Source organism: Bifidobacterium sp. M0404 (assembly GCF_016101415.1).
Taxonomy (GTDB): Bacteria; Actinomycetota; Actinomycetes; order Actinomycetales; family Bifidobacteriaceae; genus Bombiscardovia; species Bombiscardovia polysaccharolytica.
In genome coordinates this window covers 473,428-500,010 of record NZ_JACFQP010000001.1, presented here as the reverse complement: position 1 = coordinate 500,010, position 26,583 = coordinate 473,428, and the positions used below count along the sequence as shown (strand labels likewise).

Annotated in this window: 22 protein-coding genes, 1 tRNA gene and 1 pseudogene; 4 read left to right on the top strand and 20 right to left on the bottom strand. The window is 61.5% G+C overall.

Annotated features, from left to right (window positions below; all coding sequences use genetic code 11):
* Positions 1–38: 38 nt before the first annotated feature.
* A complete protein-coding gene (locus tag H3T93_RS02060) occupies positions 39–2,048 on the top strand; it encodes an AMP-dependent synthetase/ligase (protein WP_144177141.1) in 2,010 nt (669 codons plus the stop codon).
* Between the two features lie 6 nt (positions 2,049–2,054).
* On the opposite strand, the gene era is transcribed toward H3T93_RS02060, so the two are convergent.
* The 6 genes and pseudogenes from era to H3T93_RS02030 form a co-directional block, all read right to left on the bottom strand.
* Positions 2,055–3,008 carry a GTPase Era gene (era, locus tag H3T93_RS02055; protein ID WP_144177142.1) on the bottom strand — a complete coding sequence of 318 codons (954 nt, stop codon included), beginning with the start codon at positions 3,006–3,008 and terminating at the stop codon, positions 2,055–2,057.
* On the bottom strand, positions 3,005–4,423 hold the full coding sequence (locus H3T93_RS02050) for a hemolysin family protein (protein WP_144177143.1): 1,419 nt from the start codon (positions 4,421–4,423) through the stop codon (positions 3,005–3,007). The genes era and H3T93_RS02050 overlap by 4 nt, the downstream gene beginning before the upstream one ends.
* Positions 4,416–4,970, bottom strand: coding sequence for an rRNA maturation RNase YbeY (ybeY, locus tag H3T93_RS02045; protein WP_046322961.1), 555 nt, complete (start codon positions 4,968–4,970; stop codon positions 4,416–4,418). Before ybeY ends, H3T93_RS02050 begins: the two co-directional genes overlap by 8 nt.
* Positions 4,967–6,121, bottom strand: a complete 1,155-nt coding sequence (locus tag H3T93_RS02040; RefSeq protein WP_144177144.1) for a PhoH family protein — start codon at positions 6,119–6,121, stop codon at positions 4,967–4,969. Before H3T93_RS02040 ends, ybeY begins: the two co-directional genes overlap by 4 nt.
* 40 nt (positions 6,122–6,161) lie before the next feature.
* Complete coding sequence (locus tag H3T93_RS02035; RefSeq protein WP_110412971.1) at positions 6,162–6,509, bottom strand: histidine triad nucleotide-binding protein; 348 nt, start codon at positions 6,507–6,509, stop codon at positions 6,162–6,164.
* 80 nt (positions 6,510–6,589) lie between these two features.
* Positions 6,590–7,390: pseudogene (locus tag H3T93_RS02030) on the bottom strand (16S rRNA (uracil(1498)-N(3))-methyltransferase).
* Positions 7,391–7,508: 118 nt separating this feature from the next.
* On the opposite strand from H3T93_RS02030, the gene H3T93_RS02025 reads away from it, so the two are divergent.
* Together H3T93_RS02025 and H3T93_RS02020 are read left to right on the top strand one after the other, a co-directional pair.
* A tRNA-Leu gene (locus H3T93_RS02025) sits at positions 7,509–7,597 on the top strand.
* Between the two features lie 248 nt (positions 7,598–7,845).
* Entirely contained in the window at positions 7,846–8,712 is an 867-nt protein-coding gene (locus H3T93_RS02020) for a TrmH family RNA methyltransferase (protein WP_144177145.1), read from the top strand.
* A 280-nt stretch (positions 8,713–8,992) separates the two neighbouring features.
* Here the strand turns inward: H3T93_RS02020 and H3T93_RS02015 are convergent, their stop codons facing one another.
* The 12 genes from H3T93_RS02015 to aroC form a co-directional block, all read right to left on the bottom strand.
* Positions 8,993–10,309: a uracil-xanthine permease family protein gene (locus tag H3T93_RS02015; protein ID WP_144177147.1), complete on the bottom strand. Its 1,317-nt coding sequence runs from the start codon at positions 10,307–10,309 to the stop codon at positions 8,993–8,995.
* A gap of 101 nt (positions 10,310–10,410) precedes the next feature.
* The gene (locus H3T93_RS02010) at positions 10,411–11,067 is read right to left on the bottom strand and encodes a metal-sulfur cluster assembly factor (protein ID WP_144177148.1); all 657 of its coding nucleotides are present in this window, start codon (positions 11,065–11,067) and stop codon (positions 10,411–10,413) included.
* Positions 11,064–11,651, bottom strand: coding sequence for a Fe-S cluster assembly sulfur transfer protein SufU (gene sufU / locus H3T93_RS02005; RefSeq protein ID WP_144177149.1), 588 nt, complete (start codon positions 11,649–11,651; stop codon positions 11,064–11,066). Before sufU ends, H3T93_RS02010 begins: the two co-directional genes overlap by 4 nt.
* A gap of 60 nt (positions 11,652–11,711) precedes the next feature.
* Entirely contained in the window at positions 11,712–12,986 is a 1,275-nt protein-coding gene (locus H3T93_RS02000; RefSeq protein WP_144177150.1) for a SufS family cysteine desulfurase, read from the bottom strand.
* Between the two features lie 21 nt (positions 12,987–13,007).
* Positions 13,008–13,787: a Fe-S cluster assembly ATPase SufC gene (gene sufC / locus H3T93_RS01995; RefSeq protein WP_144177151.1), complete on the bottom strand. Its 780-nt coding sequence runs from the start codon at positions 13,785–13,787 to the stop codon at positions 13,008–13,010.
* Position 13,788: 1 nt separating this feature from the next.
* Positions 13,789–15,015 (bottom strand): Fe-S cluster assembly protein SufD, encoded by a 1,227-nt coding sequence (gene sufD / locus H3T93_RS01990; RefSeq protein ID WP_144177152.1) that lies wholly within the window; start codon positions 15,013–15,015, stop codon positions 13,789–13,791.
* Positions 15,015–16,469: a Fe-S cluster assembly protein SufB gene (gene sufB / locus H3T93_RS01985; RefSeq protein ID WP_081581024.1), complete on the bottom strand. Its 1,455-nt coding sequence runs from the start codon at positions 16,467–16,469 to the stop codon at positions 15,015–15,017. The genes sufD and sufB overlap by 1 nt, the downstream gene beginning before the upstream one ends.
* A gap of 260 nt (positions 16,470–16,729) precedes the next feature.
* A complete protein-coding gene (locus H3T93_RS01980) occupies positions 16,730–18,394 on the bottom strand; it encodes a CTP synthase (RefSeq protein ID WP_046322971.1) in 1,665 nt (554 codons plus the stop codon).
* 65 nt (positions 18,395–18,459) lie between these two features.
* On the bottom strand, positions 18,460–21,003 hold the full coding sequence (locus tag H3T93_RS01975) for an excinuclease ABC subunit UvrA (protein WP_144177154.1): 2,544 nt from the start codon (positions 21,001–21,003) through the stop codon (positions 18,460–18,462).
* A complete protein-coding gene (aroQ, locus tag H3T93_RS01970) occupies positions 21,000–21,470 on the bottom strand; it encodes a type II 3-dehydroquinate dehydratase (RefSeq protein ID WP_144177156.1) in 471 nt (156 codons plus the stop codon). Before aroQ ends, H3T93_RS01975 begins: the two co-directional genes overlap by 4 nt.
* A 3-nt stretch (positions 21,471–21,473) precedes the next feature.
* Positions 21,474–23,105, bottom strand: coding sequence for a bifunctional shikimate kinase/3-dehydroquinate synthase (locus H3T93_RS01965; RefSeq protein WP_144177158.1), 1,632 nt, complete (start codon positions 23,103–23,105; stop codon positions 21,474–21,476).
* A gap of 13 nt (positions 23,106–23,118) precedes the next feature.
* Positions 23,119–24,312, bottom strand: coding sequence for a chorismate synthase (gene aroC, locus H3T93_RS01960; protein WP_046322975.1), 1,194 nt, complete (start codon positions 24,310–24,312; stop codon positions 23,119–23,121).
* A 62-nt stretch (positions 24,313–24,374) separates the two neighbouring features.
* On the opposite strand from aroC, the gene H3T93_RS01955 reads away from it, so the two are divergent.
* Positions 24,375–24,848: a prepilin peptidase gene (locus tag H3T93_RS01955; RefSeq protein WP_046322976.1), complete on the top strand. Its 474-nt coding sequence runs from the start codon at positions 24,375–24,377 to the stop codon at positions 24,846–24,848.
* Positions 24,849–24,900: 52 nt separating this feature from the next.
* On the opposite strand, the gene mltG is transcribed toward H3T93_RS01955, so the two are convergent.
* Both mltG and ruvX read right to left on the bottom strand, forming a co-directional pair.
* The gene (gene mltG / locus H3T93_RS01950; protein ID WP_144177160.1) at positions 24,901–26,097 is read right to left on the bottom strand and encodes an endolytic transglycosylase MltG; all 1,197 of its coding nucleotides are present in this window, start codon (positions 26,095–26,097) and stop codon (positions 24,901–24,903) included.
* Positions 26,098–26,580, bottom strand: coding sequence for a Holliday junction resolvase RuvX (gene ruvX / locus H3T93_RS01945; RefSeq protein WP_082097851.1), 483 nt, complete (start codon positions 26,578–26,580; stop codon positions 26,098–26,100).
* Positions 26,581–26,583 lie beyond the last annotated feature (3 nt).

The window sequence follows — 26,583 nt, the reverse complement described above, 5'->3', positions numbered from 1 at the left end:
TATTCTGGACATATCCCGCGATTATTGAAGGAGACAACGTGTCGTTACTAGCATCGGTCAAATCTTTTGTGGCACACCAGGTGGGTCATGGGGAGGGACCGACTGGCGAGGAGGCTGCGGATCCATCAGGTGCCGCCCAGGAAGCCCTTGCCCTGCCCAATACGCATTTCTGGTCAGCTGACTACGCCACCACCACGCGTATGGATCCGGCCTCGGGACTGCTTTCAGCCACCACCGCCGGCATGGGTCCGGTGCCAGACGACATGACCGTCTACGACATCTACGCTGATCGAGCCCGCCGCACTCCTGACCAGCCGGTTCTGCACTTTGTGGAGAACGGCAGCTGGACCTACCGGACCGGCCGAGAGATTCTGCAAGACATCAGGACCACCGCCAAGGGCTTCATGCACTACGGGCTGAAGAAGGGCGATGCCGTGGCCTTCATGTGCAGGACAAGCTATGAGTGGGACATCGTGGATGCCGCGGTCCTCTCCATTGGCGGGGTCATCGCCACCATCTACGACACCGACTCGGCCGAGCAAATCCGATTCATCGTCAACAACTCCGATGCCAGGCTACTGGTGGTGCAGACCACAGAGATGCGCGCCAAGGCCGAGGGGGCCGACAAGGAGTGCCCCACCCTGGAGCGGATCGCCTGCCTGGAATCCGGGGCCCTGCAGGAACTGCAGGCCTATGGGGAATCGGTCAGCGACGCCGAGCTTGACGAGCGGATCAACTCCATCCACAAGACCGACCTCTGCTCCATCGTCTACACATCTGGTTCCACTGCGGCGCCCAAGGGCGTGGAGATGACCCATGAGCACTACTGCCAGCTGGCCAGAAACCTGAACGCTTTCATTCCCAATCTGACCCACGACCCGAATGGATCCATCCTGCTCTTCCTGCCCCAAGCCCACACGTTTGCTCGGGCCATCAGCTACGGGGTCGTCTACGGGACCATGCACGTCTACATCTCCTCTGGTCTGGCTACCCTGCTGTCCGATCTGCAGGAGTCCAAGCCAACGGTCATCATCGGCGTGCCCAGGGTCTTCGAGAAGGTCTACAACGCCGCATCCCAGAAGGCTGGGCACGGCATCAAGGGCAGGATCTTCAATGGGGCGGCCCGGGCTGCACGCACCTACATGGAGGACATCTCCCGTCAGGGCTGGCCGACCAGGCGCAGCGCCCTGCGGCGTGCCTTCTACGACCCGCTGGTTTATTCTTCTTTGCGCCAGGTACTGGGCGGGCGGGCCAAGTGGATCGTCTCCGGAGGCGCTCCACTGGACCCGGAATTGCTGGGCTTCTTCCGCGGATCCAATGTCCCGGTCTATGAAGGCTACGGCCTGACCGAGACCACAGCACCCTGCGCCTTCAACCCCCTGGGCACGCCCTACCACCGGGGCTCGGTAGGCATTCCCTTCCCGGGATTCACCATCCGCATCGCCTCGGACGGCGAAGTGCAAATCAAGGGCGTCTGCGTATTCCACCGCTACCACAAGAATGAAGAGGCCACCCTCGATTCCTTTACTGAGGACGGCTGGTACGCCACCGGCGACCTGGGACGGCTCTCCCGAGACGGGTTCCTCTTCCTCACCGGGCGCAAGAAGGACCTGATCATCACGGCCGGCGGCAAGAACGTCTCCCCAAGGCCCATCGAGGAGGTCATCGAGCGTTCCGAGATCGTCTCCCAGGCCCTGGTTCTGGGCGACAAGCGACCCTTCATCTCGGCCCTGGTCACCCTGAACGAGTCCGCCCTGCGGCCCTGGCTGGCCTCCAAGGGGCTGGATCGCAACATGTCCCTACAGGAGGCTGCGCAGAACGCCGTGGTCCGGGCCGAGGTCCAGGAGTATGTGGACCGGGCCAACGAGGGCGTCTCCCGGGCCGAGTCGGTGCGCAAGTTTATCATCCTGCCCGAGGAGTTCACCCAGGACAATGGTCTGATGACACCATCCATGAAGGTGATTCGGCCCAAGGTCATCGAGCGCTACGCTGACCTGCTGAACACCCGGATGTATACGGCCAAGCGCACCCCGGCACCCCGCCGCTGAACACGATCAGAACCCCAGGCGCTCCAACTGCTTGGGGTCAGTCTGCCAGTTGCGGGCGACCTTGACGTGCAAATCCAACCGGACCTTGCGACCCATGGTCCGGTTGACGGCGGTGCGCAACTTCTTCTTCACGCGCACCAGGTGCTCGGCCCCCCGCCCGATGACGATGGGCTTCTGGGAGTCACGCTCTACATAAATGCCTATATGGACCGTGTCGCGCCCGCCCTCTGGATCCGGATCGATTGACTCCACACGAACTGCCAGGGAGTGGGGCAGCTCGTCGTTGAGCTCCTCCAGGTAGGCGCCGCGAACCAGCTCAGCAATCATGTCCTCGGGACGCTCCTCGGTCAGCTGGTCGTCAGGGTAGAGCTGAGGGCCTTCGGGCATGACATCCATTAAAACCTTGGCCACCTCGTCCACGTTGTCAGCCTCCAGGGCGCTGACCGGAACAATCTGGGAGAAGTCGGCGAAGGCCCCGATCTGCAGGAGCTTGTCCGCCAGCTGGCTTTTGCTCAGCTGGTCGATCTTCGTCACTACGGCGATCAGAGGCTTTCGCCAAATCCACTTGCCATCCTTATCCTTATGGGCGAAATCGGACCGCAACCGGCTGAGAATGCGACGGTCGCCTGGACCGATGGCTTGGTCTGCGGGCAGCAGGAACGCAATGGCATCCACGTCCGACAGGGAGGCCTCCACCACGTCGTTGAGCCGTTGGCCCAACAAGGTACGCGGGCGATGGATGCCTGGGGTGTCCACCAAGACCACCTGGGCCTCGGGGCGGGTCATTATCCCACGGATTGCCTTGCGGGTAGTCTCTGGCCTTGAGGAAGCTATGGCGATGGGCCTTCCTACCAGGGCGTTCATGAGCGTGGACTTGCCCACATTGGGTCGGCCCACTACCGCCACGAAACCCGATCGGTGGACCGGTGCCTTGGCCTCGCTCTGTTCTTCCTTGGTCATGAATTCTCCTGACTGTCCTGCTCGGATTGATCCCTGTCGGCCTGTTCGTCTTCTTGCTCCGCACCGTCTTCCAGATCCAGGGCGATGTTGGATCCGTTGGCTGGTTCGACCACGATAGTGGCGATCTTCTTGCGACGGCCGACCGCCTCGCCGGCGGTCAATCTTATTCCTCGGGTCACCGCCGATGAGCCTGAAACTGGCACGGAGCCCAGCAGCTTGGTCAACAAACCGTAGACCGTATCTACGTCATCTTCGTCAATGGTGATCTCGTAGAGCTCCTCCAGGTCGGCGATAGGCGTGCGGACCGGCAGCTGCCAAGTGTGCGGGCCGATCTGCTTGGGCTCGTCGTGCTGGACCCGGTCGTGCTCATCCTCCAGCTCGCCCACGATCTGCTCGATGGCATCCTCAATGGTGACCAAACCGGCTATGCCCCCGTACTCGTCCACAACCACAGCCAGGTGGTGGCGTGAGCGTTGCATGTAGTGGAAAAGGTCGTCCACGGGCTTTGACTCAGGCACCAAAACGGGACGACGGATGATGGAGGCAACTGATCTGTCACCCTTGCGGTTGAAGGCCAGGGCGCGAACCACATCCTTCAAATAGACGATACCGACCAGGTCATCCACGTCTTCACCAATGGCGGGAATACGGGAGAATCCCGACCGGGAGAAGAGCTTCAGAGCCGAATCCAAACTGGCATCCTTGGAGATGCAGATCATGTCGGTGCGAGGAACCATGATTTCGCGTGTCAGCGTAGTCGATAGTGTCAGCACATTCTTCAACATCTCGGAGATCTCGGGATCGAAGGCACCGGCCTCCACCAGCTGGTCGACCATGGCCCGACCCTGTTCGATCTGGATCTTCTCCAGTTCCTCGTCGTCGGAAAGTTCGCCGCGAAGGTTTTTGCGTGCACTGGCTTCAGCCTGCCGCCGACGCTTGAAGGGGGTCAACAGAACAGCCATCCCGACCAGGCGCACGTGTTTGAGCAACGCTTCCATGGGCTGACGGGAACGACCACGAGGGCCCAAGGTGACGGAGATGGCAGCCACCAGGATGGCCATGACCACTCCGCACAGCAGCTGCTCCCAGAGAGGCATGCCACCAAGAGCAGCCATGCAGGCCACCAGGACGCCGATCATGATGTCACAGATGATGCGGAAAAAGGCACAGGCGCTTCCAGTCACCTGCCGCTGGGAGATTAGGTTCTGGGCCCGATGAATGCGGTCGATTCGCTTCATCCTGGAGAACTGGCTGAGTTCCTGGTCGGTCTGCAGGCCCAAAATCAAATTGTTGAGACTGGATCGGGTCACTCTGTTGAGCGCCCCCTGGGCCTCGGCCAGCGCTAGGGAGAGTACGACCAAGGCGATGATGGCCAAAGCCATGACCACCATGGCGGCTATGGTCCGCTCATTCATGAGATTTGCCTCTCTGAGAGGCACCACGGCCGTACCGCTCATAGATCTCCAAAGCATTGGTGGCTCCGGCCGGCAGCGCGGCATTCGCAATAGGCCCCTGGCGCAAGGCCAGGAAGGTCAGCAGCAGCTGGCGCTGCAGTCCGAACATCTGCGCCTCCTGCTCCCTGCTGGCGTGGTCGTATCCGAGCAGATGCAGGGTGCCGTGAATCGCCAGCAGCAGCATCTCCTCCATGGTGGAATGACCGGCAGCCAGAGCCTGCTGTGCCGCCACCCAGGGGCAGATGACGATGTCGCCCAGGATGCCCTCCTGCCGATGGTTCTCGTCGCCGGGACGCAGCTCGTCCATAGGGAAGCTCATGACATCAGTAGGGCCGACCAGGTTCATCCAGCGCTCGTGCAGCACCGCCATGGGCTCGGGATCGTTGAAGATGATAGTCATGTCGGACTGGGTGCTCACCCGCATCTGGTCCAGCACCCACACTCCCAGATCGGAGAAGGTTTTGGCATCAATCAGCCATTGGGTCTCGTTGGTCACTTCAACGCTCATGCCTGCTCCCGTCTCCGGCTGCGGGCTTGATCGGCGCGGTCGTAGGCCCGGACAATCTGCCCGACCAGCCGATTGCGCACCACATCGGCCGCCTGCAGGTGCACGAAGGCAATATCGTCGATGCCGTGCAGAACCTGTTCGATAGTGGCCAGACCAGATGCAGGCCCACCCAAATCCACCTGGGTGACGTCGCCGGTGATGACCATCTTGGTGTTGAAACCCAGGCGGGTCAAGAACATCTTCATCTGCCTGCGGGTGGTGTTCTGCGCTTCGTCCAGGATGACGAAGGCATCGTTCAGGGTGCGCCCCCGCATGTACGCCAGCGGGGCCACTTCAATAGTCTCATCGGCCAGAAGGCGGTGGAGCCGCGAAGTGCCCAGCATGTCGGCCAGGGCATCGTAGAGGGGCCGCAGATAGGGGTCGACCTTCTCATTGAGGGTGCCAGGCAGAAAGCCCAGGCTCTCTCCCGCCTCCACAGCAGGCCGGGTCAGGATGATGCGGCCGATGCGGCCGGCCCGGAATTCCTGAACGGCCTTGGCCACTGCCAAATAGGTCTTGCCGGTGCCGGCCGGACCAATGCCGAAAGTGATGGTATGCGTTTCAATGGCGGCCACATAGGCGGACTGGCCAGCGGTCTTGGGCCTGATCGGACCCTTGGAAGCCTGGGTCAGAGGGCGGCGGAGAACTGCAGCTGGGGCTGCCTGACGTGGTTGGTCAATGCCTTCCAGAGCGTTGTTCCGCTCCGACTCTGCCATAGCTGTCTGCCCATAATCGCGGTCTACAGAAGTATGGTTTATCGTATTGCAATCCTGAGTATTGCGGTCTGTAATTTTCTGCTCTTCCGGATGGGAGTAATCGGCTGCGTCGGCGTTCCCCAAACGGCGGTGGTCCAGTATTCGCCCAACCTGATCGGCATCCACGGGAACCTGATCGGCGTTCTGCATGAGTTCGGTCAGTAGATCCCTGATCTGTGCCGCCTCAACGTCGCCCTGCCGGTCCTGAGCCCGCAGCATAATCCGGTTGCCACGAACCAGGATAGACACTGCCGGGAAGGCATGCTCGATCCTGTCAATGACTGCGTCTTCCGGCCCCAACACCTGAACCGGGTCGATTCCCTCCGGAATCTCCAGGGTTCGCGTAGTTACCGCCACGGATTCCCTTCCTGCACGATGACGATGGTGAACATGGGCTTCACTCGGGCAACACCTGTCCGGTCAGGACGTGGGCGTGGACATGAAAGACCGATTGGCCGGCATCCTCCCCCGTGTTGAAGATCAGCCGGTAGGCTCCGTGGAAATCCTGGTCGGCGATCTGCTGCGCCACCTGGACGATGTGGGCCAGGGTGTTGGGATCGGCCTTGGCTAATTCAGCCACGGACGCGTAGTGGTGACGCGGGACGATCAGGACATGGACGGCGGCCTTGGGGTTGGCATCCTTGAAAGCGTAGACGGTCTCATCCTCATAGACCTTTTCGCTGGGTACCTCCCCTGCCACAATTCTGCAGAAAATGCAACCCTCCTGCCGGTCGTCATCGCTCATGACCACTCCTCACTGTTTGCTGACAATGCTGTTTTCGTTGTTTCCCATCTTATGGGCGAGGATGTATATTGTGCGCGACTTCATGCGCTGGGCTCAGGGGCTTCCGACTGCCAGCGACCCAGCATGTCCGCCAGTAGGGTCAGGGCCACAGGTCCGGCCAGAGCGGCTCGGAGAATGTTCCCGCCCAACCGGACCGGCAGGGCCCCTTCCCTCATCATGGCCTGGACCTCCTGATCGGCAATGCCACCCTCAGGACCCACAACCACGGCGACCGAGGAGCCAGCTGGCAACTTGTCGACACGTTTACGAACTGCATCCCATCCAAGGTCAGCATCCTGGTGCAGGACCAGAACCAGGCTTCCCTGATCGGTCGCCTTACGACACCAGGAGGACAGACCACGACTGTCCACCTTGTCCAGCAGTCGAGGACGATAGGCCCTCCGGCTCTGCTCGGTGGCCGTATCCAAGGCGGCCTGCCAGTGCCGTTCATTGCGGCCGGGCCGCCATTATGCTATGGACCGATCAGCCTGCCAGGGCATGACCTGATCGACTCCGATCTGGGTGGCCATGTCGATGGCCTGCTCGTCCTTGCCGCCCTTGGCCAGGGCCTGAATAAGAATCAGTTCTTTCTCGGGAGGTGCCTGCCGCCCCACAGCGGTGACCTCTACCAAGCCGGTCGAAACATCCCTGACCAGGGCGCTGATGCGCAGTCCACCTCCGTCTGATAGATCCAACTGGTCCCCATTCTTCAGCCTCATGGAACCCAGGGCATGGCGACGGATGTGCTCGGGCAGGGTCAGGCGCCAGCCGGTATGGAGCTCATCACTGGCCAAGGGGGAATCATCATGGTCGGGATCCAGCAGGAAGAGGGGTGCAGTCATGGTGTTAGGCTACAGCCCGCCGCCGAAAAGCACTCTCCGTGACGACACGCTCCTCCAATCGCCCAGTGCGCGATGCCGCCCATCATGCTATGATTGTCTCCGTTGCGATTACGCACCTGTCCGGGTGGCGGAATGGTAGACGCGCTAGCTTGAGGTGCTAGTGCCTATATATATACAGGCGTACGGGTTCAACTCCCGTTCCGGACACTCAATCTCCCCTCGATGGGAACTATCAAGATTCGCATCTTTCCTGCTTTTGCCTTTATTGAAAAATATTTATGTATGCCGACAATCGTTGTTTTCACTAGTCCGGCTGACCAATACGGCTCTTTTGGACTCATTATTCGCATTCTTCATCAAAATGACCCACGCTTGATTTTCGGTTGTGCTGCCTATGCTGTTGACAGAACAAGGCCCAGTCAGCGGTCCCAGGACCAGAAGGAGGAACGGCAGGCGTGCTCAGGGTGAGAATCGACTCCATCGAGGATGACAGAATCGAGGCTTATACCAGGCTAACCGAGCCGCAACTGCGCAATCGTCTGGAACCAGCTAAGGGCCTGTTCATCGCGGAGTCCCCCAAAGTCATCGCCCGTGCTCTGGATGCCGGGGTTGAGCCCATCTCCTTCCTGGTGGAAGAGCCCTGGCTGGAAGGGATGCGTTCAATGTTCGACCAGGTGGACGCAGCCTTCGGACACAACGTTCCCGTCTACGTGGCCAGCCCTGCACAGCTCAAGACCATAACCGGGTACCGGCTTCATCGAGGCGCGCTAGCGGCCATGCGACGCTGGCCTTTGCCCACCGTTGAGCAAATCTGTCGATCGGCAAGGCGAGTGGCCGTCATGGAAAACATAGTTGATCACACTAACATCGGCGCCCTGATGCGTTCTGCGGCAGCCTTGCAGGTGGATGCGGTCCTGGTCACCCCCTCTTGCTCCGACCCCCTTTACCGCAGGGCCGCACGGGTCTCCATGGGCACGGTCTTTCAAGTTCCCTGGACCAGGATCGGCGGCGATGACATCCACGCCTGGCCCGATCAGGGCATGCACCAACTGCATGATCTGGGCTTCACCACGGCGGCTATGGCCCTGAACCGGGATGCCATCAGCCTGGATGAATTGGCTGAACGCCTAGGTCCAGGGCAGGACCAGATCGATCGCCTGGCCCTGATCTTCGGCACAGAAGGCGACGGGCTGAGCCACAGGACCATCGCCCGGGCGGACCTGACCGTGCGCATCCCCATGAGCCACGACGTGGACAGTCTGAACGTGGCTGCCTCAAGCGCTGTGGCTTTCTACGCAACCAGACCCGAACACGATAGCTGAGCCAAGTCTGGCAACTACGCCCAGACAGCCAGTTGAGCTCGTTAACAAACTGACCGAGCCGGCCAACTGATTCCTGCCAACCAGCTGAACCCACCTAGCAACTGACAGGGCTATTGAATTGAACCCACGCTACCTAGCGGATTCGTGGTGTCTCAGCCGCTTCACTCCATGACCGAGTCGAGTACTGAATACCGGACAGCCATAGACATTAGGCGATACTTTTCAGCAGGCAATGTTCGAGAATCAGGCAACCACCGAGTGTCGGATGCCGTCGACGCAATCAGCTCTGCTGGGATGCGACCTGCGAATCCTCATGAATGTAGTCGTCCGGATCGATGGTCCCCCGCCAGCGGCCGATGGCCTTGAGACCGTGGTACATGACCAGCGTGGCCACAGAGCCAATAGCGATGCCGTTAAAGCTGACCCCGGCCACCGCGAAGGTGAAGTCGGCGATGCCCACGATCATGACGACGGCGCCCACGGTCATGTTGACGGACTTGCCGAAGTCCACCTTGTTCTCCACCCAGATGCGAATGCCCAGCATGCCGATCATGCCGTAGAGCATGGTGGTGACCCCGCCCAGAACACCGGTGGGGATGGTGTTGATGATGGCCCCGAACTTGGGGCAGAGGGAGAGCAGGAAGGCGAAGATGGCGGCGCACCAGTAGGCGGCCGTGGAATAGACCTTGGTGGCGGCCATGACGCCGATGTTCTCTGCGTAGGTGGTGGTGCCCGAGCCTCCGCCCAGTCCGGCCAGCGTAGTGCCCAGGCCGTCGGCCATCAAGGCGGTGCCGATCTGGTCGTCATAATCACGGCCGGTCATCAGAGCCACTGACTTAACGTGACCGATGTTCTCGGCCACCAGGACCAGCACCACAGGTATGAACATGGCCAGGACAGACGGGTCGGCCTGAGGGGTGTGGAAGTGAGGCAGACCGAACCAGGCGGCCTTTTCCACCGCTGCGAAATCTACCTGGCCCTGGGTGACCGCGAAGATGTAGCCGACAATGACGCCCAGAAGGATGTTGAGTCGGCCGATCAGACCCTTGAAAAGCACGGCTATCAGCATGACGGCCACCAGGGTGACCAGGGCGGTCAGCGGGGCGGATTTGAAGTTCTTCCAGGCCGAGGGGGCCAAGTTGAAGCCGATGATGGCCACGATGGCACCGTTGACCACCGGGGGCATGATCAGATCAATCCATCGCGAACCTGCGAAGTGGACGATCAGGCCGATCAGGAAGAGCAAAGCACCGGTGACCATGATCCCGAAGGAGGCCACAGCCAGGCCCTTGTGGGCAGTGGTCACTGCCAGGACCGGGGCGATGAAGCCGAAGGAGCTGCCCAGATAGGAGGGCAGACGGTTGCGGTTGATCAGCAGGAAGAGGGCCGTGGACATGGCCGTGAAGAAGAGGGTGGTAGAGGGGTCGAATCCGGTCAGAATGGGAACCAGGAAGGTGGAGCCGAACATGGCGATAACGTGCTGGGCGCCGATGCCAGCCGTACGTGGCCATGTGAGTCGCTCATCGGGTTCCACAACCTCGCCCGGAGCCAATGTTTTCCCGTCGCCGTGCAGTTTCCAGCCCATGGACAATGCCATTTCACTGTGCTTTCTCTCGTGCGCCGTGCCGGTCACGGCGGACCGGAATCATCAGTATATTCGCACGGGAGGACCCGAAATGACCTAGAGGACGGAATGCCTCACTGATAGGTAGGCATGTTCTCGAAGTTGAAGCCGATGGCGGCCAGCTGCTCGCGGCCCTCAGGGGTGATCATGTCCAGGGTCCAGCGCGGCGACCAGGTCCAGTCGATGCGGAACTCCTCGACCAGGCCCGCCAGGACGCTGGCGCACTGGTCCTCGATCAGGTCAGTCAGCGGGCAGGCCGGCGTGGTCAGGGTCATGGTGATGATGGCCCGTCCCAGTTCGTCGATTTCTATGCCATAGACCAGCCCCAGGTCGACCACATCGATGCCCAGCTCAGGATCGATGACCTGGTGCAGGGCCTCCCTGACATCCTCCGCGGTGGCTCGGCCGATGTCGTCGACAGCCTTGAGAGGGATGGCCTCCTCAGCGGCAGCCTCAGCATCGGCGGCATTCTGGTCCGCAGCTTTCTCGCTATTGGCGGCCGGCTCGCTGGCCGAGGATTCGTCATTCGAGCCCTGGTCCGCATCGGACTTCTTGTCCGCCTGACCGTCGACCTGCCGCATGGAACCGCCCTCGGCCGACTTCAGCACCGTTTCCGCGCCCAGGGGATTGCTGGCCAGGGCCTGTGCCGTGCCTGGATCGCTGATGGCCCTGCCCACCGAGGCCAGGATGGAGTCCTGGGGTTCGGGCACCAGATTCGTATTGCCGCTCATACCTGCTCCTCCTTCTCACTGCTGTCGCTCTCCCGCCCGGCTGACAGGGCCTGGGCCACCGAGGCCTTCATGCCCTCCCAACCCAGCAGGGCGCATTTGATTCGCATAGGGTACTTGGACACCCCTTGGAAGACCATGGCATCGCCAAGAGCGTCCTGGGCCTGCTCATCCTCAAGTCCGGCTCCGCGCGATTCCATGAGCTTGCGGAAGTCGGCAGCCAAGTCCATGGCATGATCAACAGTCTGCCCCTGGACCAGATCCACCATGATGGACAGACTGGCCTGGCTGATGGAACAACCTGAACCCTGCCAGACGATTCGCTGGATGAGGTCGGGGCCGCCCTGCTCGCCAGGCGCCACTTCCACATGGATGGTGGCCTGATCCCCGCAGGTGGGATTGAACTGATGGGACTCGGCAGCCAGGCAGGCCTCGTGCTCCACCCGGATGGTCACGCCGTCGCCATCGGAGTCTTCTCCCCCATCAGCCTGATTCCCTACGCGCCCGTGAGGATCACGGGCTGCGTCCAGAATCACCTCCTGGTACATCTGCTCCAGTTCTTCGTCATCCATCCCGAAATCCGCCATGTCCTTAAACCTACCAGTAAGTCTTTGCTAAAACCGTCAATGTGCTGCCGGTGAAGACCCTCAGCCCACTTTGAAGAAGCTGCGGACACCGGAGACGGCATCCAGCAGGGCATCCGTGTCGGCCACAGTATTGTAAACGCCTGTAGAGGCCCGGTTAGAGGCCATCAGGCCAAAGTGACGATGCACCGGCTGAGCGCAGTGGTGCCCTACACGGATGGCAATGCCACGTGAATCTACGTACTGGCCTACATCGTGGGGATGGACTCCCTGAACGTCGAAGGCGACCGTGCCGATCCGGTCCTCTGGTGTGGTCGGACCTAGGATGCGCACTCCGTCCAACTCCCCCAGCCTCAACAGACCGGCGGTGATGGCCTTCTCATGTTCGGCCACCTTATCCATGCCCAAACCCATCAGCCAATCGGCGGCTACTCCGGCCCCGATCATCTGTGCCACCGGCTGTGTACCGGCCTCGAACCGAGCCGGGGGATCCATATAGCTGGCAGGACGGTCCAGATAGGCCAACTCCACCATGGATCCGCCGAATGATGCCGGAGGCAGGGCCTCAAGCAGCTCTCGGCGTCCATAGAGGAAGCCCACGCCTGTGGGGCCATACATCTTATGTGCACTCCAGACTGCGAAGTCCACATCCATGGCGTGCAGATCGATAGGCAGGTGAGGCACGGACTGACACACGTCCAGCACCACCAGGGCACCCACTTGATGGGCACGGCGGACAATGGGCTTGATGTCTGTGATGGCGCCAGTCACGTTGCTGACATGGGTGACGGCGACCACCTTGGTCCGCTCGGTTATGACCTGGTCGGCTGTATCTACCAGAACACGGCCTTCCGAGTCCAGATCGAAGTACTTGAGGACTGCTCCGGTCCGGTAGCAGAGCTCCTGGAAGGGCAGCAGGACCGAGTGGTGCTCGGCCTTGCTGACCACGACCTCATCCCCTGGCTTCAGCGCAAATCGACGTGCCGCCTTGCCTCCGCGACCCAGACTGGCGTTGCCGAAGGCGGTGGCGAGCAGGTTCAGAGCAGCCGTAGCCCCGGCGGTGACGACAATCTCTTCGCCGCCCTCCTGGCCTTCCGCGCCGACCAGGGCGGCCACACGTGAGCGCGCGTGCTCAAAGGCCACGGTGCTGCGGGCGGCCAGTTCGTGGGCGCCCCTGTGCACCCCGGCGTTGTCCTTCAGGTAAAAGTCCCGAACGGCATCGATGACCGCCAGGGGTTTCTGGGCAGTGGCAGCCGAATCCAGATAGACCAGAGGGTGGCCATGCACCTGCTGGTCCAGAATCGGAAACTGCTGCCGAATGCTGTCATCAATGACCATTGCGGACCTCTTCTCTTATCCTCAGGCCAGGGCTGATTCAGAGTCGGCACCCTCGGGCAGGTACTGGTCGTACCCGGTCTCTTCCAGGGTGTCGGCCAGCTCAGGGCCACCGGTCTTCACAAAGCGGCCGTCGGCGAAAACGTGAACGATATCAGGCTTGATGTATTTGAGGATCCTGGTGTAGTGGGTAACCATGAGCACACCCATGCCGGTATTCTCCTTGGCCCTGTTGACACCTTCGGAGACGATGCGCAGGGCATCCACGTCCAGGCCGGAGTCGGTTTCGTCCAGGATGGCGAACTTAGGCTTGAGCAGCTCCAGCTGCAGGACCTCGGCCCGCTTCTTCTCGCCGCCCGAGAAGCCTTCGTTGACCGAGCGCTGGGCGAACTTGGGATCCATACGCAGCCGCTTCATGGCTTCATTCAGATCCTTGGTCCACTGGCGGATGGCAGGGGCCTTGCCGTCGACCTCGGTCTTGGCGGTACGCAGGAAATTGGTCATGGATACGCCGGGTACCTCGACCGGATACTGCATGGCCAGGAAGAGCCCGGCCTTGGCCCGCTCGTCCGGGGTCATCTTGAGCAGATCCCGCCCATCCAGCAGGGCCTGGCCCGAGTCGACCTCATACTTGGGATGGCCAGCCAGGGTGTAGGCCAGGGTGGACTTGCCCGAACCGTTGGGCCCCATGATGGCGTGGGTCTCACCGGAGTGGACGGTCAGCGTGGCCCCCTTGAGGATCTGCTTGCGACCCTCCTTGGTCTCCACCGAGACGTGCAGATCCTTGATTTCCAATGTGGACATGTCAGTTCTCCTCCAAAACGTGCTGCATCTCTTGATCCTCGCCGGCCGCCAGCCTGCGGTCGATGACCCCCATCAGGTGCCCGGAGACGCTGGGGACGTCAATCTCCTCCACCAGTTCACCGAAGAAGCCTCGAACCACCAGCTTGCGGGCCTCCTGCTCGGGAATGCCGCGGGACTGCAAGTAGAAGAGCTCCTCGTCGTCGAAGCGTCCGACCGAACTCGCATGGCCTGCCCCGATGATGTCGCCGTTCTCGATCTCCAGGTTGGGCTCGGAATCGGCGATGGCCCCAGGGGTCAGAACCAGGTTCCGGTTTAGCTCGTATGAATCGGTTCCAGGCGCAGTCGGCTGAATGAGCGCGTTGCCCACCCAGGTGGTGTGCGCGCCGATTCCGTCCAAGGCACCCTTGTAGACCACACGGGACTTGCAGTTGGGATGGTTGTGCACCACCATGGTCCGGTGTTCCATGTGCTGGCCGGGATCGACGAAGTAGATGCCCAGCATGTTCAGGTCGCCCTGCTCGCCGCCGAAGTCCTGGTCCATGCGCAGCCGCACGACATCGCCGCCCAAACTGACCACAGAGTGGCGTAGGGAGGCCTCGGCGCCCAGGTGAATGCGGTGGTTGCCTACATGCTTGCTGCCCTTGTCCCACTCCTGGATGAAGGTGGTCGACATCTGCGAATTGTCACCGATATCGATTTCGACGCCCTCGGCCAGACGTGCCTGGCCCTGGTGCTCGACCACCAGATCGGCCTTGGTGCCCGCCTCGGCCGTGATGACCAAGTGGAAGGCATCCAGCTCAGGGCCGCCGCCGTTGACACGGACCAGCACGGGCTGATCCAGGGTGCCCTTGAGGTTGACCACGGTTGCCTGCTTGCCGCTGGCCCACTCCACAGCGGCTGCTCGATCGCTGGGCTTGAGGACGGTTCCGCAGGGAGCCTGATCCATGGGAACCCGGCTGACGCTGACCTGATCTGCTGACGGGACGGACCCGTCAATCATAGTCACCGAGACCTTGGTCAGACCGCTGGGCTTGAAGACAGTGAAGAACTCCTCCATCCGGTCGATGGGGGTGAACCGCCAGTCATCCTGCTTGCGGGTAGGCATGGGAAAGTCATCAGGGTTGAAGGAACGTGGCTCCTTGTCGGCACTAGACGGCATGGTGGCCGGGAAAGCATAGGGATCCTTGGGATCCGCATGCGGAATGGTTATTTCGCTGTTTCGTGACATCAGCCTACCGAACCCTCCATCTGCAATTCGACCAAGCGGTTAAGCTCCAACGCGTACTCCATGGGCAGCTGCCGGGAAATGGGCTCCACGAACCCGCGCACAATCATGCCCATGGCCTCCTTCTCCTCCAGGCCGCGGCTCATCAGATAGAAGAGCTGGTCCTCGGAGACCTTGGAGACGGTGGCCTCATGAGCCATGGAGACGTCGTCCTCGCGAACATCCACGTGCGGGTAGGTATCCGAGCGGGAGTAGTCGTCCACCAGCAAGGCGTCGCAGACCACCGAAGAAGAAGACTTCTCGGCGCCCTTGATGATCTTGACCAGGCCTCGGTAAGCGGCCCTTCCCCCGTTGCGGGAGATGGACTTGGAGACGATGGTGGATGAGGTATGGGGTGCCAGGTGAATCATCTTGGCACCCGTGTCCTGGTACTGCCCCTTGCCAGCGAAGCCCAGGGAGAGGGTCTCGGCCTTGGCGTAGGGCTCGGCCAGGATGCAGGCCGGATATTTCATGGTCGCCTTGGACCCGATGTTGCCGTCCACCCACTCCATGGTGCCGCCCTCGCGCACATAGGCACGCTGAGTGACCAAATTGTAGACGTTGTTGGACCAGTTCTGGACCGTGGTGTAGCGGACACGGGCATGAGGTTCGACCACAATCTCCACGTTGGCCGCGTGCAAAGAGTCAGTGGAGTAAATGGGTGCTGTGCAGCCCTCCACGTAATGGACGTAGGAACCCTCGTCGGCAATGATCAGCGTGCGCTCGAACTGGCCCATATTGGGCGTGTTGATACGGAAGTAGGCCTGCAGGGGGATGTCCACATGGACTCCCTTGGGCACGTAGACGAAGGATCCACCCGACCAGGCCGCCGTGTTCAGTGCGGCGAACTTGTTGTCGTCCGGGGGGATGACCGTGGCGAAGTACTTGCGGAAGAGGTCTGGGTACTCTTTCAAGGCCGTGTCCGTATCCAGGAAGATGACCCCCTGTTTGCGCAAGTCGTCGCGGATGGAGTTGTAGATGACCTCAGACTCGTACTGGGCGGCAACACCGGAGACCAGCCGCTTCTTCTCGGCCTCGGGGATGCCCAGCCGGTCATAGGTGGTGCGGATGTCGTCGGGCAGGTCCTTCCAGTCCTTGGCCTGCTCCTTTAAGGGCTTGACATAGTACTTGAAGTCGTCGGCATCGAACCCGCTTAAATCCACGCCCCACTTGGGCATGGGCTTTTCCATGAAGGCCCGATAGCCCTTGAGACGCATCTGCAGCATCCAGTCAGGCTCGCCCTTGTCGGCCGAGATGGCACGGACGACATCCTCGTCAATGCCCTTGTGGGCATTGCGCCCGGCATCATCGGAGTCGTGCCAGCCATAGGTATAGTCGCCGAACTCGGAGATGATTTGGTCGTCTTTTTTGATTTTTTCTTCGTTGACGCGGGAGCGGTCGGCCACGTACTGGCTCATTTCCACATCCCGCGATGTGTCTGTCCGCTGCGAGGTGCTGTCCACGAGCTGAGACCTCCTAACACACGCACGGCCGCCATATGCGGCCGTTCACACCATTACAGGATAACCGGGACCATAATGAACCGCCAGACCCCGGCTTACGCTCTCTAAGGAATCCGGCCCTACCTCTTGACAGCAGTACCGATACGGACAATCGCCCGCTTCCCATAAGAGGGAAACGGGCGATCATAGTCAACGTTTTTGAAAACGGATTGACCTCAGGCGGCCTCCTGTCCTCCGTGCTCCAGGCTGGCCTTGACCAGGCCGGCGAAGAGGGGGTGCGGCTTGGTGGGCCGGGACTTGAACTCCGGGTGGGCCTGGGTGCCCACATAGAAGGGATGCTGGTCCTGGGAGAGCTCTACGAACTCGGTCAGCTGCCCATCCGGGCTGGTGCCCGAGATGTGCAGGCCGGCCTTGTCCAGCCGCTCCTTGTAGGCCACGTTGACCTCATAGCGGTGGCGGTGACGCTCGGAGATCTCGGTCGAGCCATAGAGCCGGGCCACCAAGGAATCTGGCTTGAGCACTGCTGGATAGGCGCCCAGCCGCATGGTGTGGCCCATGTCGCCATGGCCGGCCACGATGTCCTTCTGTTCCTCCATGGTGGCGATGACCGGGTTTTCGCAGTCAGGCTCGAACTCCGAGGAGTTGGCGTCCTCCAGCCCCAGGACGTGGCGGGCGAACTCGATGACCATGGACTGCAGACCCAGGCAGAGTCCCAGGGCAGGCAGGCCAGTCTCGCGGGCGTAGCGAAGGGCGCCAATCTTGCCCTCGATGCCGCGGATGCCGAAGCCGCCGGGAACCACGATGCCATCCACGCCCTCCAGGGCCTTGCGGGCACCATCCATGGTCTCGCAGGTGTCGGCTGCCACCAGCTTGACCTGGACCTGGGAACGGTTGGCGAAGCCGCCGGCCTTCAGCGCCTCGATAACCGACAGGTAGGCATCAGGCAGGTCGATGTACTTGCCCACGATGGCGATGGCCACCTTGGTACGGGGATTGTGGACTCGGTCCAGCAGGTCCTCCCACTCGTTCCAGTCGACGTCGTGGAAGGGCAACCCCAGCTTACGCACCACGTAGGTGTCAAGGCCCTCCTTATAGAGGATCTTGGGCACGTCGTAGATGCTGGGCGCATCCACGCAGTTGACTACGCCCTCGGCATCCACGTCGCACATGAGGGAGATCTTGTCCTTGATGCCTTGATTGAGCGGCCGGTCGGAGCGCAGCACCAGGGCATCGGGGGCGATGCCCAGCTGGCGCAGGGCCATGACCGAGTGCTGGGTGGGCTTGGTCTTGAGCTCGTGGGCGGCGGCCACGTAGGGCACCAGGGAGACATGGACGAACATGCAGTTGTCCGGGCCGATGTCCCGACGCACCTCGCGGGCGGCTTCCATGAAGGGCTGGGACTCGATGTCGCCCACAGTCCCGCCGATCTCGGTGATGATCACGTCCACATCGTCGCTGGCCTGGGCCCGCATGCGGCTCTTGATTTCGTTGGTCACGTGGGGAATGACCTGGACGCACTGGCCCAGGTATTCCCCCGCCCGCTCCTTACGCAGAACAGACTGGTAAATCTGACCGGTGGTCACGTTGGCCTTCTGGGAGAGGAAGACATCGGTGAAACGCTCATAGTGGCCGATGTCCAGATCGGTTTCGGCCCCATCCTCGGTCACGTAGACTTCGCCGTGTTGGAAGGGGTTCATGGTCCCCGGATCGACGTTGATGTAGGGATCCAGCTTCTGTTGAAGAACGCGGATTCCGCGGCTTCTCAGCAGTCGGCCCAGAGATGATGCGGTCAGTCCCTTGCCCAGTGAAGAAACCACGCCGCCGGTGACGAAAATGTGTTTGGTGATATGCCCTTGCGAATTTCCATGTTCTCTGACCATGGAACTTCAGCCTATCAGGCAGGAGCGACCAGAAACCGGCCAACACTCGAGGAGAACGGAAGGTTTCAGGGACGACTCAGATGCAGGTGGTCAGCCAGGTAGCGACCGGTCACTGAATCAGGGTTGCGGGCCACAGATTCAGGGTCGCCCTGAGCTACGATTCTTCCGCCACGATCGCCGCCGCCCGGACCCATATCGACCACATGGTCGGCGTTGGCGATCATATCCAGATCGTGCTCGATGAAGACCACCGTGGCCCCCTTGCTGACCAGACGCTCCAGCACTCCAATCAGGACGCGCACATCCAAGGGATGCAGACCTGTGGTGGGCTCGTCCAGGACGAACATGGAACCATTCTGCCTGCGGCCCAATTCGTTGGACAGCTTCAGCCGCTGGGCCTCTCCGCCAGACAGGGAGGGAGTGTCCTCTCCCAGGGTCAAGTAGTCAAGGCCCAGGTCTTTCAAGGTCTGCAAGCCTCGGCGAATGGCCGTGTACTCGCGGCCCTGCGCAAAGACCTCCAGGACCCGGCCCACCTCCATGGCCAGCAGATCGGGCAGGCTCAGCGGCTTGGAGTGTGCCGGTGTGGACAGACGGTAATGCTCGGCCTCCGGACGGTATCGACGACCCTGACAGCTGGGGCAGGTGATGGGGATGTCGGGCAGGAACTGCACGTCCAGGCTGATCTGGCCGGTTCCGTCGCACTGGGGACAGCGCAGTGATCCTGTGTTGTATGAGAATGCTGAGATGCCCAGCTTGTCCTTTTTCGCCTGGTCAGTGGCCGCGAAGAGGCGGCGCAACCGGTCCATGAGCCCTGAGTAGGTGGCCACCGTGGAGCGCACGTTGATGCCTATGGGCGAGGAATCCACCAGACGAACCCTGTCGATGCCGGCTGGGTCCAGACTGTGCACATGTTTGGGCATGGGGTCGCCCTGGATGCAAGCCTGCAGGGCCGGGACCAAGGACTCCAGGATCATAGTGGTCTTGCCTGAGCCGGATACGCCGGTAACAGCCGTCATGCACCCACGAGGAATGGCCAGATCCAGAGGGCGGACCGTGTGAATGAGTCCTGACTGCATACGAATCCATCCATCCTCTGCAGGCATAGGGTGACGGTCCCTTACCAGAACCGGCTCGCGTCCATCCAGAAAACCTGCGATGCGCGAGCCCGGGTCTGCAGCGATCCGTTCAGGAGCTCCCTGGGCCAGGATCCTGCCGCCGCGCTCCCCTGCCCCGGGACCCATTTCGATCAGATAATCGGCCGATTCTAGTACCTTGACATCGTGGTCGACGAAAACCACCGAATTGCCATCAGCCAACAGGTCGCGCATGACCCCTATAAGCCCCTCCAGGTTGGCAGGATGCAGACCGGTCGAGGGCTCGTCCAGCACATAGAGCACGCCTGTGGTCTCATTACGCACCGCCCTGGCTAGCTGGGCCCGCTGCCTCTCACCTGTGGACAGGGATGTGCTGGAGCGGTCCAAGGTCAGGTAGCTCAGTCCCAACTGAATCAACCGCCTGCCCATCTCGTCCAGGGTCTTGCATAGGGCCGAAGCCATGGGCTGCATGGGTTCAGGCAGCGTGGGCGGCAACTTTCGTCCCCAGCCCAGCACCTTGTCCAGAGGCCAGGAGGTAACCGCGGCCAGATTGTCCCCATTGATCTCAGGCAGACGCGCTCGCTGGTTGAGCCGGGTACCCTTGCAGTCCGGGCAGGTCCGCTCAGTCAGAAACTTGGCCACCTTGGCCAGTCGCTTGTCATCATTAGCCCTCTTGAGCTCCTCGGTCACGGTCAAGCGTGCGTTGCGGAAAGTGAAGTCCAGCTCGTGAACCCCCTTGACCGAAGTGATGGTGATGTGCTTCTTCTCAGCCGGCCCTTCGAAAACGATCTTCCGCTCCCGATCGGTCAGGTCCCGCCAAGGTACGTCGGTGCGGACTCCGAACTCGCGGACGATGTCTGGCTGGACGTTGAAACCGAAGGTTCGCCAAGGCACCACGGCACCCTGGTCGATAGTCAGACTGTCATCGGGAACCAGGGTGGCATCGTCCACCTCGCGCACGGTCCCGGTCCCCTGGCAGGTAGGGCAGGCTCCCAGAGAGTTGAAAGCCAGCTCCTCAGCGCTGGGAGGCTCCACTTTAGCACCGCAAGTAGGGCAGGCGATGGGTATCTCGGCTGCCACAGCCAGGGTGGGCTCCTGGCGATGGCCATTGGGGCAGACATGGCTGGCCAGCCGTGAGAACATCAGCCGAAGTACGTTGAGCAGCTCGGTGGCGGTGCCGAAAGTGGAGCGCATGCCTCCCACGCCCGGCCGTTGACGCAGAGCTAAAGCCGGCGGCAGAAAGCGCACCGAGTCCACCTGGGGGCGCTGGGCCTGGGTCATCCGCCTCCTGGTGTAGGTGGATAAGGATTCCAAATAACGCCGGGACCCCTCGGCGTAGAGGACCCCCAGAGCTAGGGAGGACTTGCCGGAGCCCGAGACCCCGGCAATGCCCACCAAGTGATTCAAAGGAATGTCGACATCCAGATTGCGCAGGTTGTGGACCCTGGCGCCGCGGACAAGGATGGCCTTGGGCGGTGCGGAGAGTTTCTTGCCGGTCTCTCCGCTCTCACTCATGCGCTCTCCAACAGATGGGCCACAGCTTCCAGGGCAAGCCGGTAGCCATAGAAGCCCATGCCGGTGATGGTGCCGGTGGCCACCGGTGAGATGACGCTGTGTCGGCGGAAGGCCTCCCTGGATGCGGGATTGGAAATATGGACCTCCATCAGCGGCAACCCTGCCTGGGTCACCTGGACGGCGGCATCGGACAGCCCATAACTGTAGTGGGTGAAGGCGGCCGGGTTGAGCACCACAGCACTGCCCTGGTCCACCGCCTGGTGCATCCAGCGAATGACCTGACCCTCGTCGTCCGATTGCAGCACCTGAACTTCCAGGCCCAGCTGCTGACCCCAGTTTTCGCAGTCCCGTGTCAGGGTCTCAAGATCCTGACGACCGTAGACATCAGGGTCGCGCACACCCAGCCGACCCAGGTTGGGTCCGTTGACCACCAGAACCGTCTGCCTGCCCTTGTCGGCATCCGCCATCTGTCATTCCTCCTTGCGTATGGCCTGGAAGGCCTCCTTGATCGCCGAGACCGGTGGGTCGTCCAGGTGGGTGGGTTTGCCCAAACCATCAAGAATGATAAACCGCAACTTGTTGCCACGGGCCTTTTTGTCCCGATGCATGAGGGCCAACACCTGGTCGAAGTCTCCCCCATTCCACCAGGTTCTCAGCCCCAGGGAGGACAGAAGCTGCCGATGGTAGTCGACCGCCTCCTGATCCAGATGGCCGGTGATCCTGGCCAACTCGGCTGCGAAGACCATGCCCACGGACACGGCCTGACCATGCCGCCAGGTGAAGTGTTCGATCTTCTCGATGGCGTGGCCCAGGGTGTGACCATAGTTGAGGAACTCCCGCAAGCCGGATTCCTTGAGGTCCACTGAGACATGCCGGGCCTTGACCTCTACGGTGCGTTCAATCAGATCCTGGACCACCGTGCCGAACCACTGGTCGGACTCCTGCCCATCGAAGGAACGAAGGGAGTCGGCCCGCTCCTCAAGTTCACTCAGAATGCCGCCGTCCATGATGAAACCAGACTTGGCCACCTCGCCCAGGCCCTCTACAAAAATCTCATTGGGCAGGGTCCGCAGGGTTCGCAGATCGGCCAGGACACCGGCAGGGGTATAGAAGCTGCCGACCAGATTCTTGCCCTGCTCCAGGTTGATGCCGGTTTTGCCTCCGGTAGAGGCATCGACCATGGCCAGCAGAGAGGTCGGACAGTTCACATAACGGATACCTCGCATCCAGGTGGCGGCGATGAACCCAGCTTGGTCTGTAGCCGCTCCCCCACCTAGTCCTACAACCGCGTCGGAACGGGTGAAACCCTCGGTGGCCAGGCGCTCCCAGATCCCCTGGCTGACCTGAATGGTCTTGCCGGCTTCCGCATCGGGAATGGTCAGATCCACCACTTGATACCCGGCCTGACGGAGGAGGGCACGGGCATGGTCCGAATGGCGCTGGACGGGCTGGGTGTGAATCAGGGCCACGCGCATTGCCTGGTCTCCAAGCATCTCATGCAACCGCCCGGTCACTCCTGCACCGATCCTGACATCGTAGGGGTCGGGACCGCTTACGTGAACCACCCGCTCAGTCAAGGCATCGGCCAGACGACGGGCCAGGGCCCGGGGGGTGGTGTTCCTGGATTTGAGGGTGATGGTGGCCAGCTCCTGGTAGACGCTGCGGCGCTCACGATAGAGGGCCATCCAGCGCTCCGATGCGGCACCGCGAAGAAGGGGGCGATGATCCGACCGAACCGCCCGACTGACCCCCTCCTCCGGGTCGATCTGCAGGTAGACCACAGCTCCGCCTGCCCGCCGATATTCCTGCAGCGCCTGAAAGACCTCGGTGCTCATTGGAGCACCTCCTCCCAAGGACAGGATTCCACCGGAAAAGTCCTTCAGCAGGTCCAGGATCACCCCGGTCTCCATGTCTCGGAAAGCCTGCTCGCCCTGAGCGTCGAAGATCTCACTGACCGATTGGCCTGCCTCTTCCTCAATGCACTGGTCCGTGTCCCGGAAGGGCGCCTTGATCAGGGTGGCTGTCTCCCTGCCCAGACGGGTCTTGCCCGCACCGGGCATGCCGATGACGACGGCCTTGGGCATGCTGTTGCTTTCAATCATGCAAGACCGCCCCTCACCGCAGATGCTCGGGCCAGGACTGAAGGTAGGCCTGGGCATTGCGCCGAACCTCTTCGAGCGAGTCGCCGCCGAACTTCTCCAAAGCGAATCGCGCCAGGGTCAGGTTCATCATAGCTTCGCCGATCACTGCAGCGGCAGGCACGGCGGTCACGTCGGAACGCTGATGGATGGCCTGGGCAGGCAGTCCGGTGGCCACATCCACCGTACGCAGAGCCCGCGGCACCGAGGAGATGGGCTTCATGGCGGCCCTCACCCTAATGGGCTGGCCATTGGACGTGCCACCCTCCAGACCGCCTGCATGGTTGCTGAGCCTGCGAATGGTGCCGTCAGGACCGGGCTCCATTTCGTCATGGGCCTGCGATCCTGGACGATCAGCCTCGCTGAATCCGTCGCCGATCTCCACGCCCTTGATGGCCTGAATGCCCATGAAGGCGCTGGCCAAAGCCGCATCCAAACGCCGGTCGTCCTCCACATAAGTGCCCAAGCCCGCAGGCACGCCATAAGCGATGACCTCGAAGACCCCACCAGCGGTGTCGCCGTCCTTCTTGATCTGATCGATTCTGGCCATCATCCGCTTCTCAGCGTCCTTGTCCAGAGTCCTGACCGGCGAGGCATCCAAGGCGGGTGCGTCCTCTGGGCCGGGCGTGACTTCATGACCCTCCAAGCCGACACCGGCTATAGAGATGACATGGGAGACAGTTCGTATGCCCAAGGCTTGCTGCAGGAAGTCGGCAGCCACCGATCCCAGAGCAACCCGGGAGGCAGTCTCCCTGGCCGAGGAACGCTCAAGTACCGGACGCGCATCTGTAAACCCATACTTGCGCATACCGGTCAGATCGGCGTGGCCGGGCCTGGGCCTGGTCAGTGGTGCATTACGACCGGTGGCCGGAGGCTCCTGATCGGCAGGCAGCTCGTCCACACTCATCACCTGCTCCCACTTGGGCCACTCAGTGTTACCGATCTCGATGGCCACTGGCGAACCGAGCGTCCGTCCATGCCTGACACCGGTCAACAGTCGCACCCGGTCCTGCTCAAAGCCCATCCTGGCCCCGCGACCATAGCCCAACCGTCGGCGAGCCAGGGCTGATTCAATATCCTTGGTGGACACGGCAACCCCGGCGGGCAGACCCTCCAACATGGCCACTAGGGCCTCTCCATGGGATTCCCCTGCCGTCTGCCAGCGCAACATATTCAAGCTCCTCGTTCGTTCCTCGTTTGCCAGGTTAGGGCTACGTATGATTATCTTAGAAGATGGTCTACCTCATCCCAGCGCCGGGACTGCTGATCGCCCTCCTCCTGGCCCTGATCGATATCCGCACCCGGCGAGTCCCACGTCTTCTGGTGCTCGTGGGACTGGTATTGCAGACCGTGGTCCTGCTGGTCTTTGCGCTAATCCGGGGTCGGATGATGCTGCTCACGCAGTGCCTGCTGCTGACTCTGGCCTCTGCAGGCCTTCAGTTTCTGCTGGCCCTGGTCCGACCCGGTGCCTTGGGGCTGGGCGACGTGACCGCCACGGGTCTGGTCGCCCTGAGCCTGTCAGTTCTGGGATGGACAACCATCCTGGTTTGGTGGTTGATGATGGGGCTGCTGGGACTGGTCGCACTGGCTTTGGTCTGGTTGGCACGCCGCCGCAGATCAGACAGAACAAACACCCCACTCTCGCTGGCCTATGTCCCGATCATCCTCGCCGCAGCGGTAACGGCCTTAATAATCAATGCCTTCTAATGCCGTATGCATCTAGTTGACAATTGAGACCTTGAAATCCAGGGAAAAAGCGCTACTCGCCCTGCTGGCTGTGCTGGGACTCCCAGGCCTTGTACTCCTTGACATCGCGGTTGAACTGATCCGGGTTGTCGCTGAACCTGGTCTCTCCTGTATCCATGTTCACAGTGACGAAATAGAGCCAGTCGCCCGACTCAGGGTGCATGACTGCTTGGATGGCCTCATCCCCAGGGCTGCCGATGGGGCCTGGAGGCAGACCCGGATGGACCCTGGTGTTGTAGGGGTCATCGGCGTTCTTCAACATGGCATCGGTCAGCTTCAAGGCGGAGACATTGTTGGAGTATGCCACGGTGCTGTCCATGCCCAAGGGCATCCCCTTGGCCAATCGGTTTTCTATGACCCGGGCCACCTTGCTGTAGTATTCCGACTTGTTGACCTCGGCCTCGGTGATGGAGGCCGTATTGAGTATGGTCTGCCGATCCTGACCACCGGGCACGCCCAACTGGTCCAGGTGCTCGACTCGCTTGGACACCAGATTGCTCAGAATGGCCTTGGCCGACCCAGCTTTGCGCACATCGTACTCGCCAGGCTGCAGCCACCCCTCGAAGTTGCCCTGTGCCTCCTGGGGCAGGATGCCCTCACCCTTGGCTTGAATCAGGGCGTCAAATTCGCTCTGTGGAACACCGGAAAGCTGGGCGGCCCGGGCGACCACGTCGCGGATCCGTTCGCCGGCCCGCACCTGCAGGAAGCCTCCAGCCTTGCTGCTGTCGGTCAGAATGGCAACCACATCCGAGGCCTTCATCCGCAAACGCAGATCGAAAACGCCGGGCAGAAGCCTGGATTCGGACTGGGTACTGGTGATGGCGTGCAGGAAGGCTGCCGTGGACTTGACCACCCCGGCCTTGACCAAATTGGCACCCACCTGATCAGCACCCTGACCGCTCTCGACAGTAAACTCCAGCGGCTGTCCGCCGGGACCTGGATAGTCAGGGGCGACCTCCTTGGTGGCTACTATCCTAGGGGCGCCATGACGCAGCCCGCCTACCAGAATCACTACGCATGAGGTGGCCAGCACAACAGCCAGGGCGATGATAACGATCATGATCTGCTTGCGATGCTTGCGCCTTTCGCGCCGACGGCGCATTTCACGGCGCGAATGAGGAGGACGCGGCGGCATGGCGGAAACCGGGGCCTGCCCATCGGTAACCCACTGAACTTTGTTCTGGAAGAATTCCTGCATGTCGTCGGCCAATTAGCACTCCTTGTCGGCACGTTGGTCGTCCAGGGCCGACTGCAACAGCACAACAGCGGACTGCTGATCGACCACGGGACGATGTCTTCGCCCGTCCACGCGGGCATCATATAGCTGACGATGGGCGCTGACGGTCGTCAGTCGTTCGTCTCGCAATACTACACTGGGCAGCTGCTCAGGGGCAATGTCGGCATCCTGGGCGGCCTCCTGCAGGCGTCCAGTCAATGCACGCACCCAACGGGCCGCCTTTTTTGCGCTGCGACCAGCCTGGCCGCTCAGAAGCAAGGGGTGTCCGACTACAACCTTGGAAACACACTTGTCCATAATCAGGTCTTCCACCTGGTCCAGGGCTTGGAAGTAGTCGCCCTGAACCTTGATGTTGCCAGCGGGAAAGGCCAGGGTCAGCTCCGGGTCCGACAGGGCCAGACCCACCCTGGCCTCACCAAGATCCACCCCCAGCCACACGGCTGTCTGTGATCCCACGGG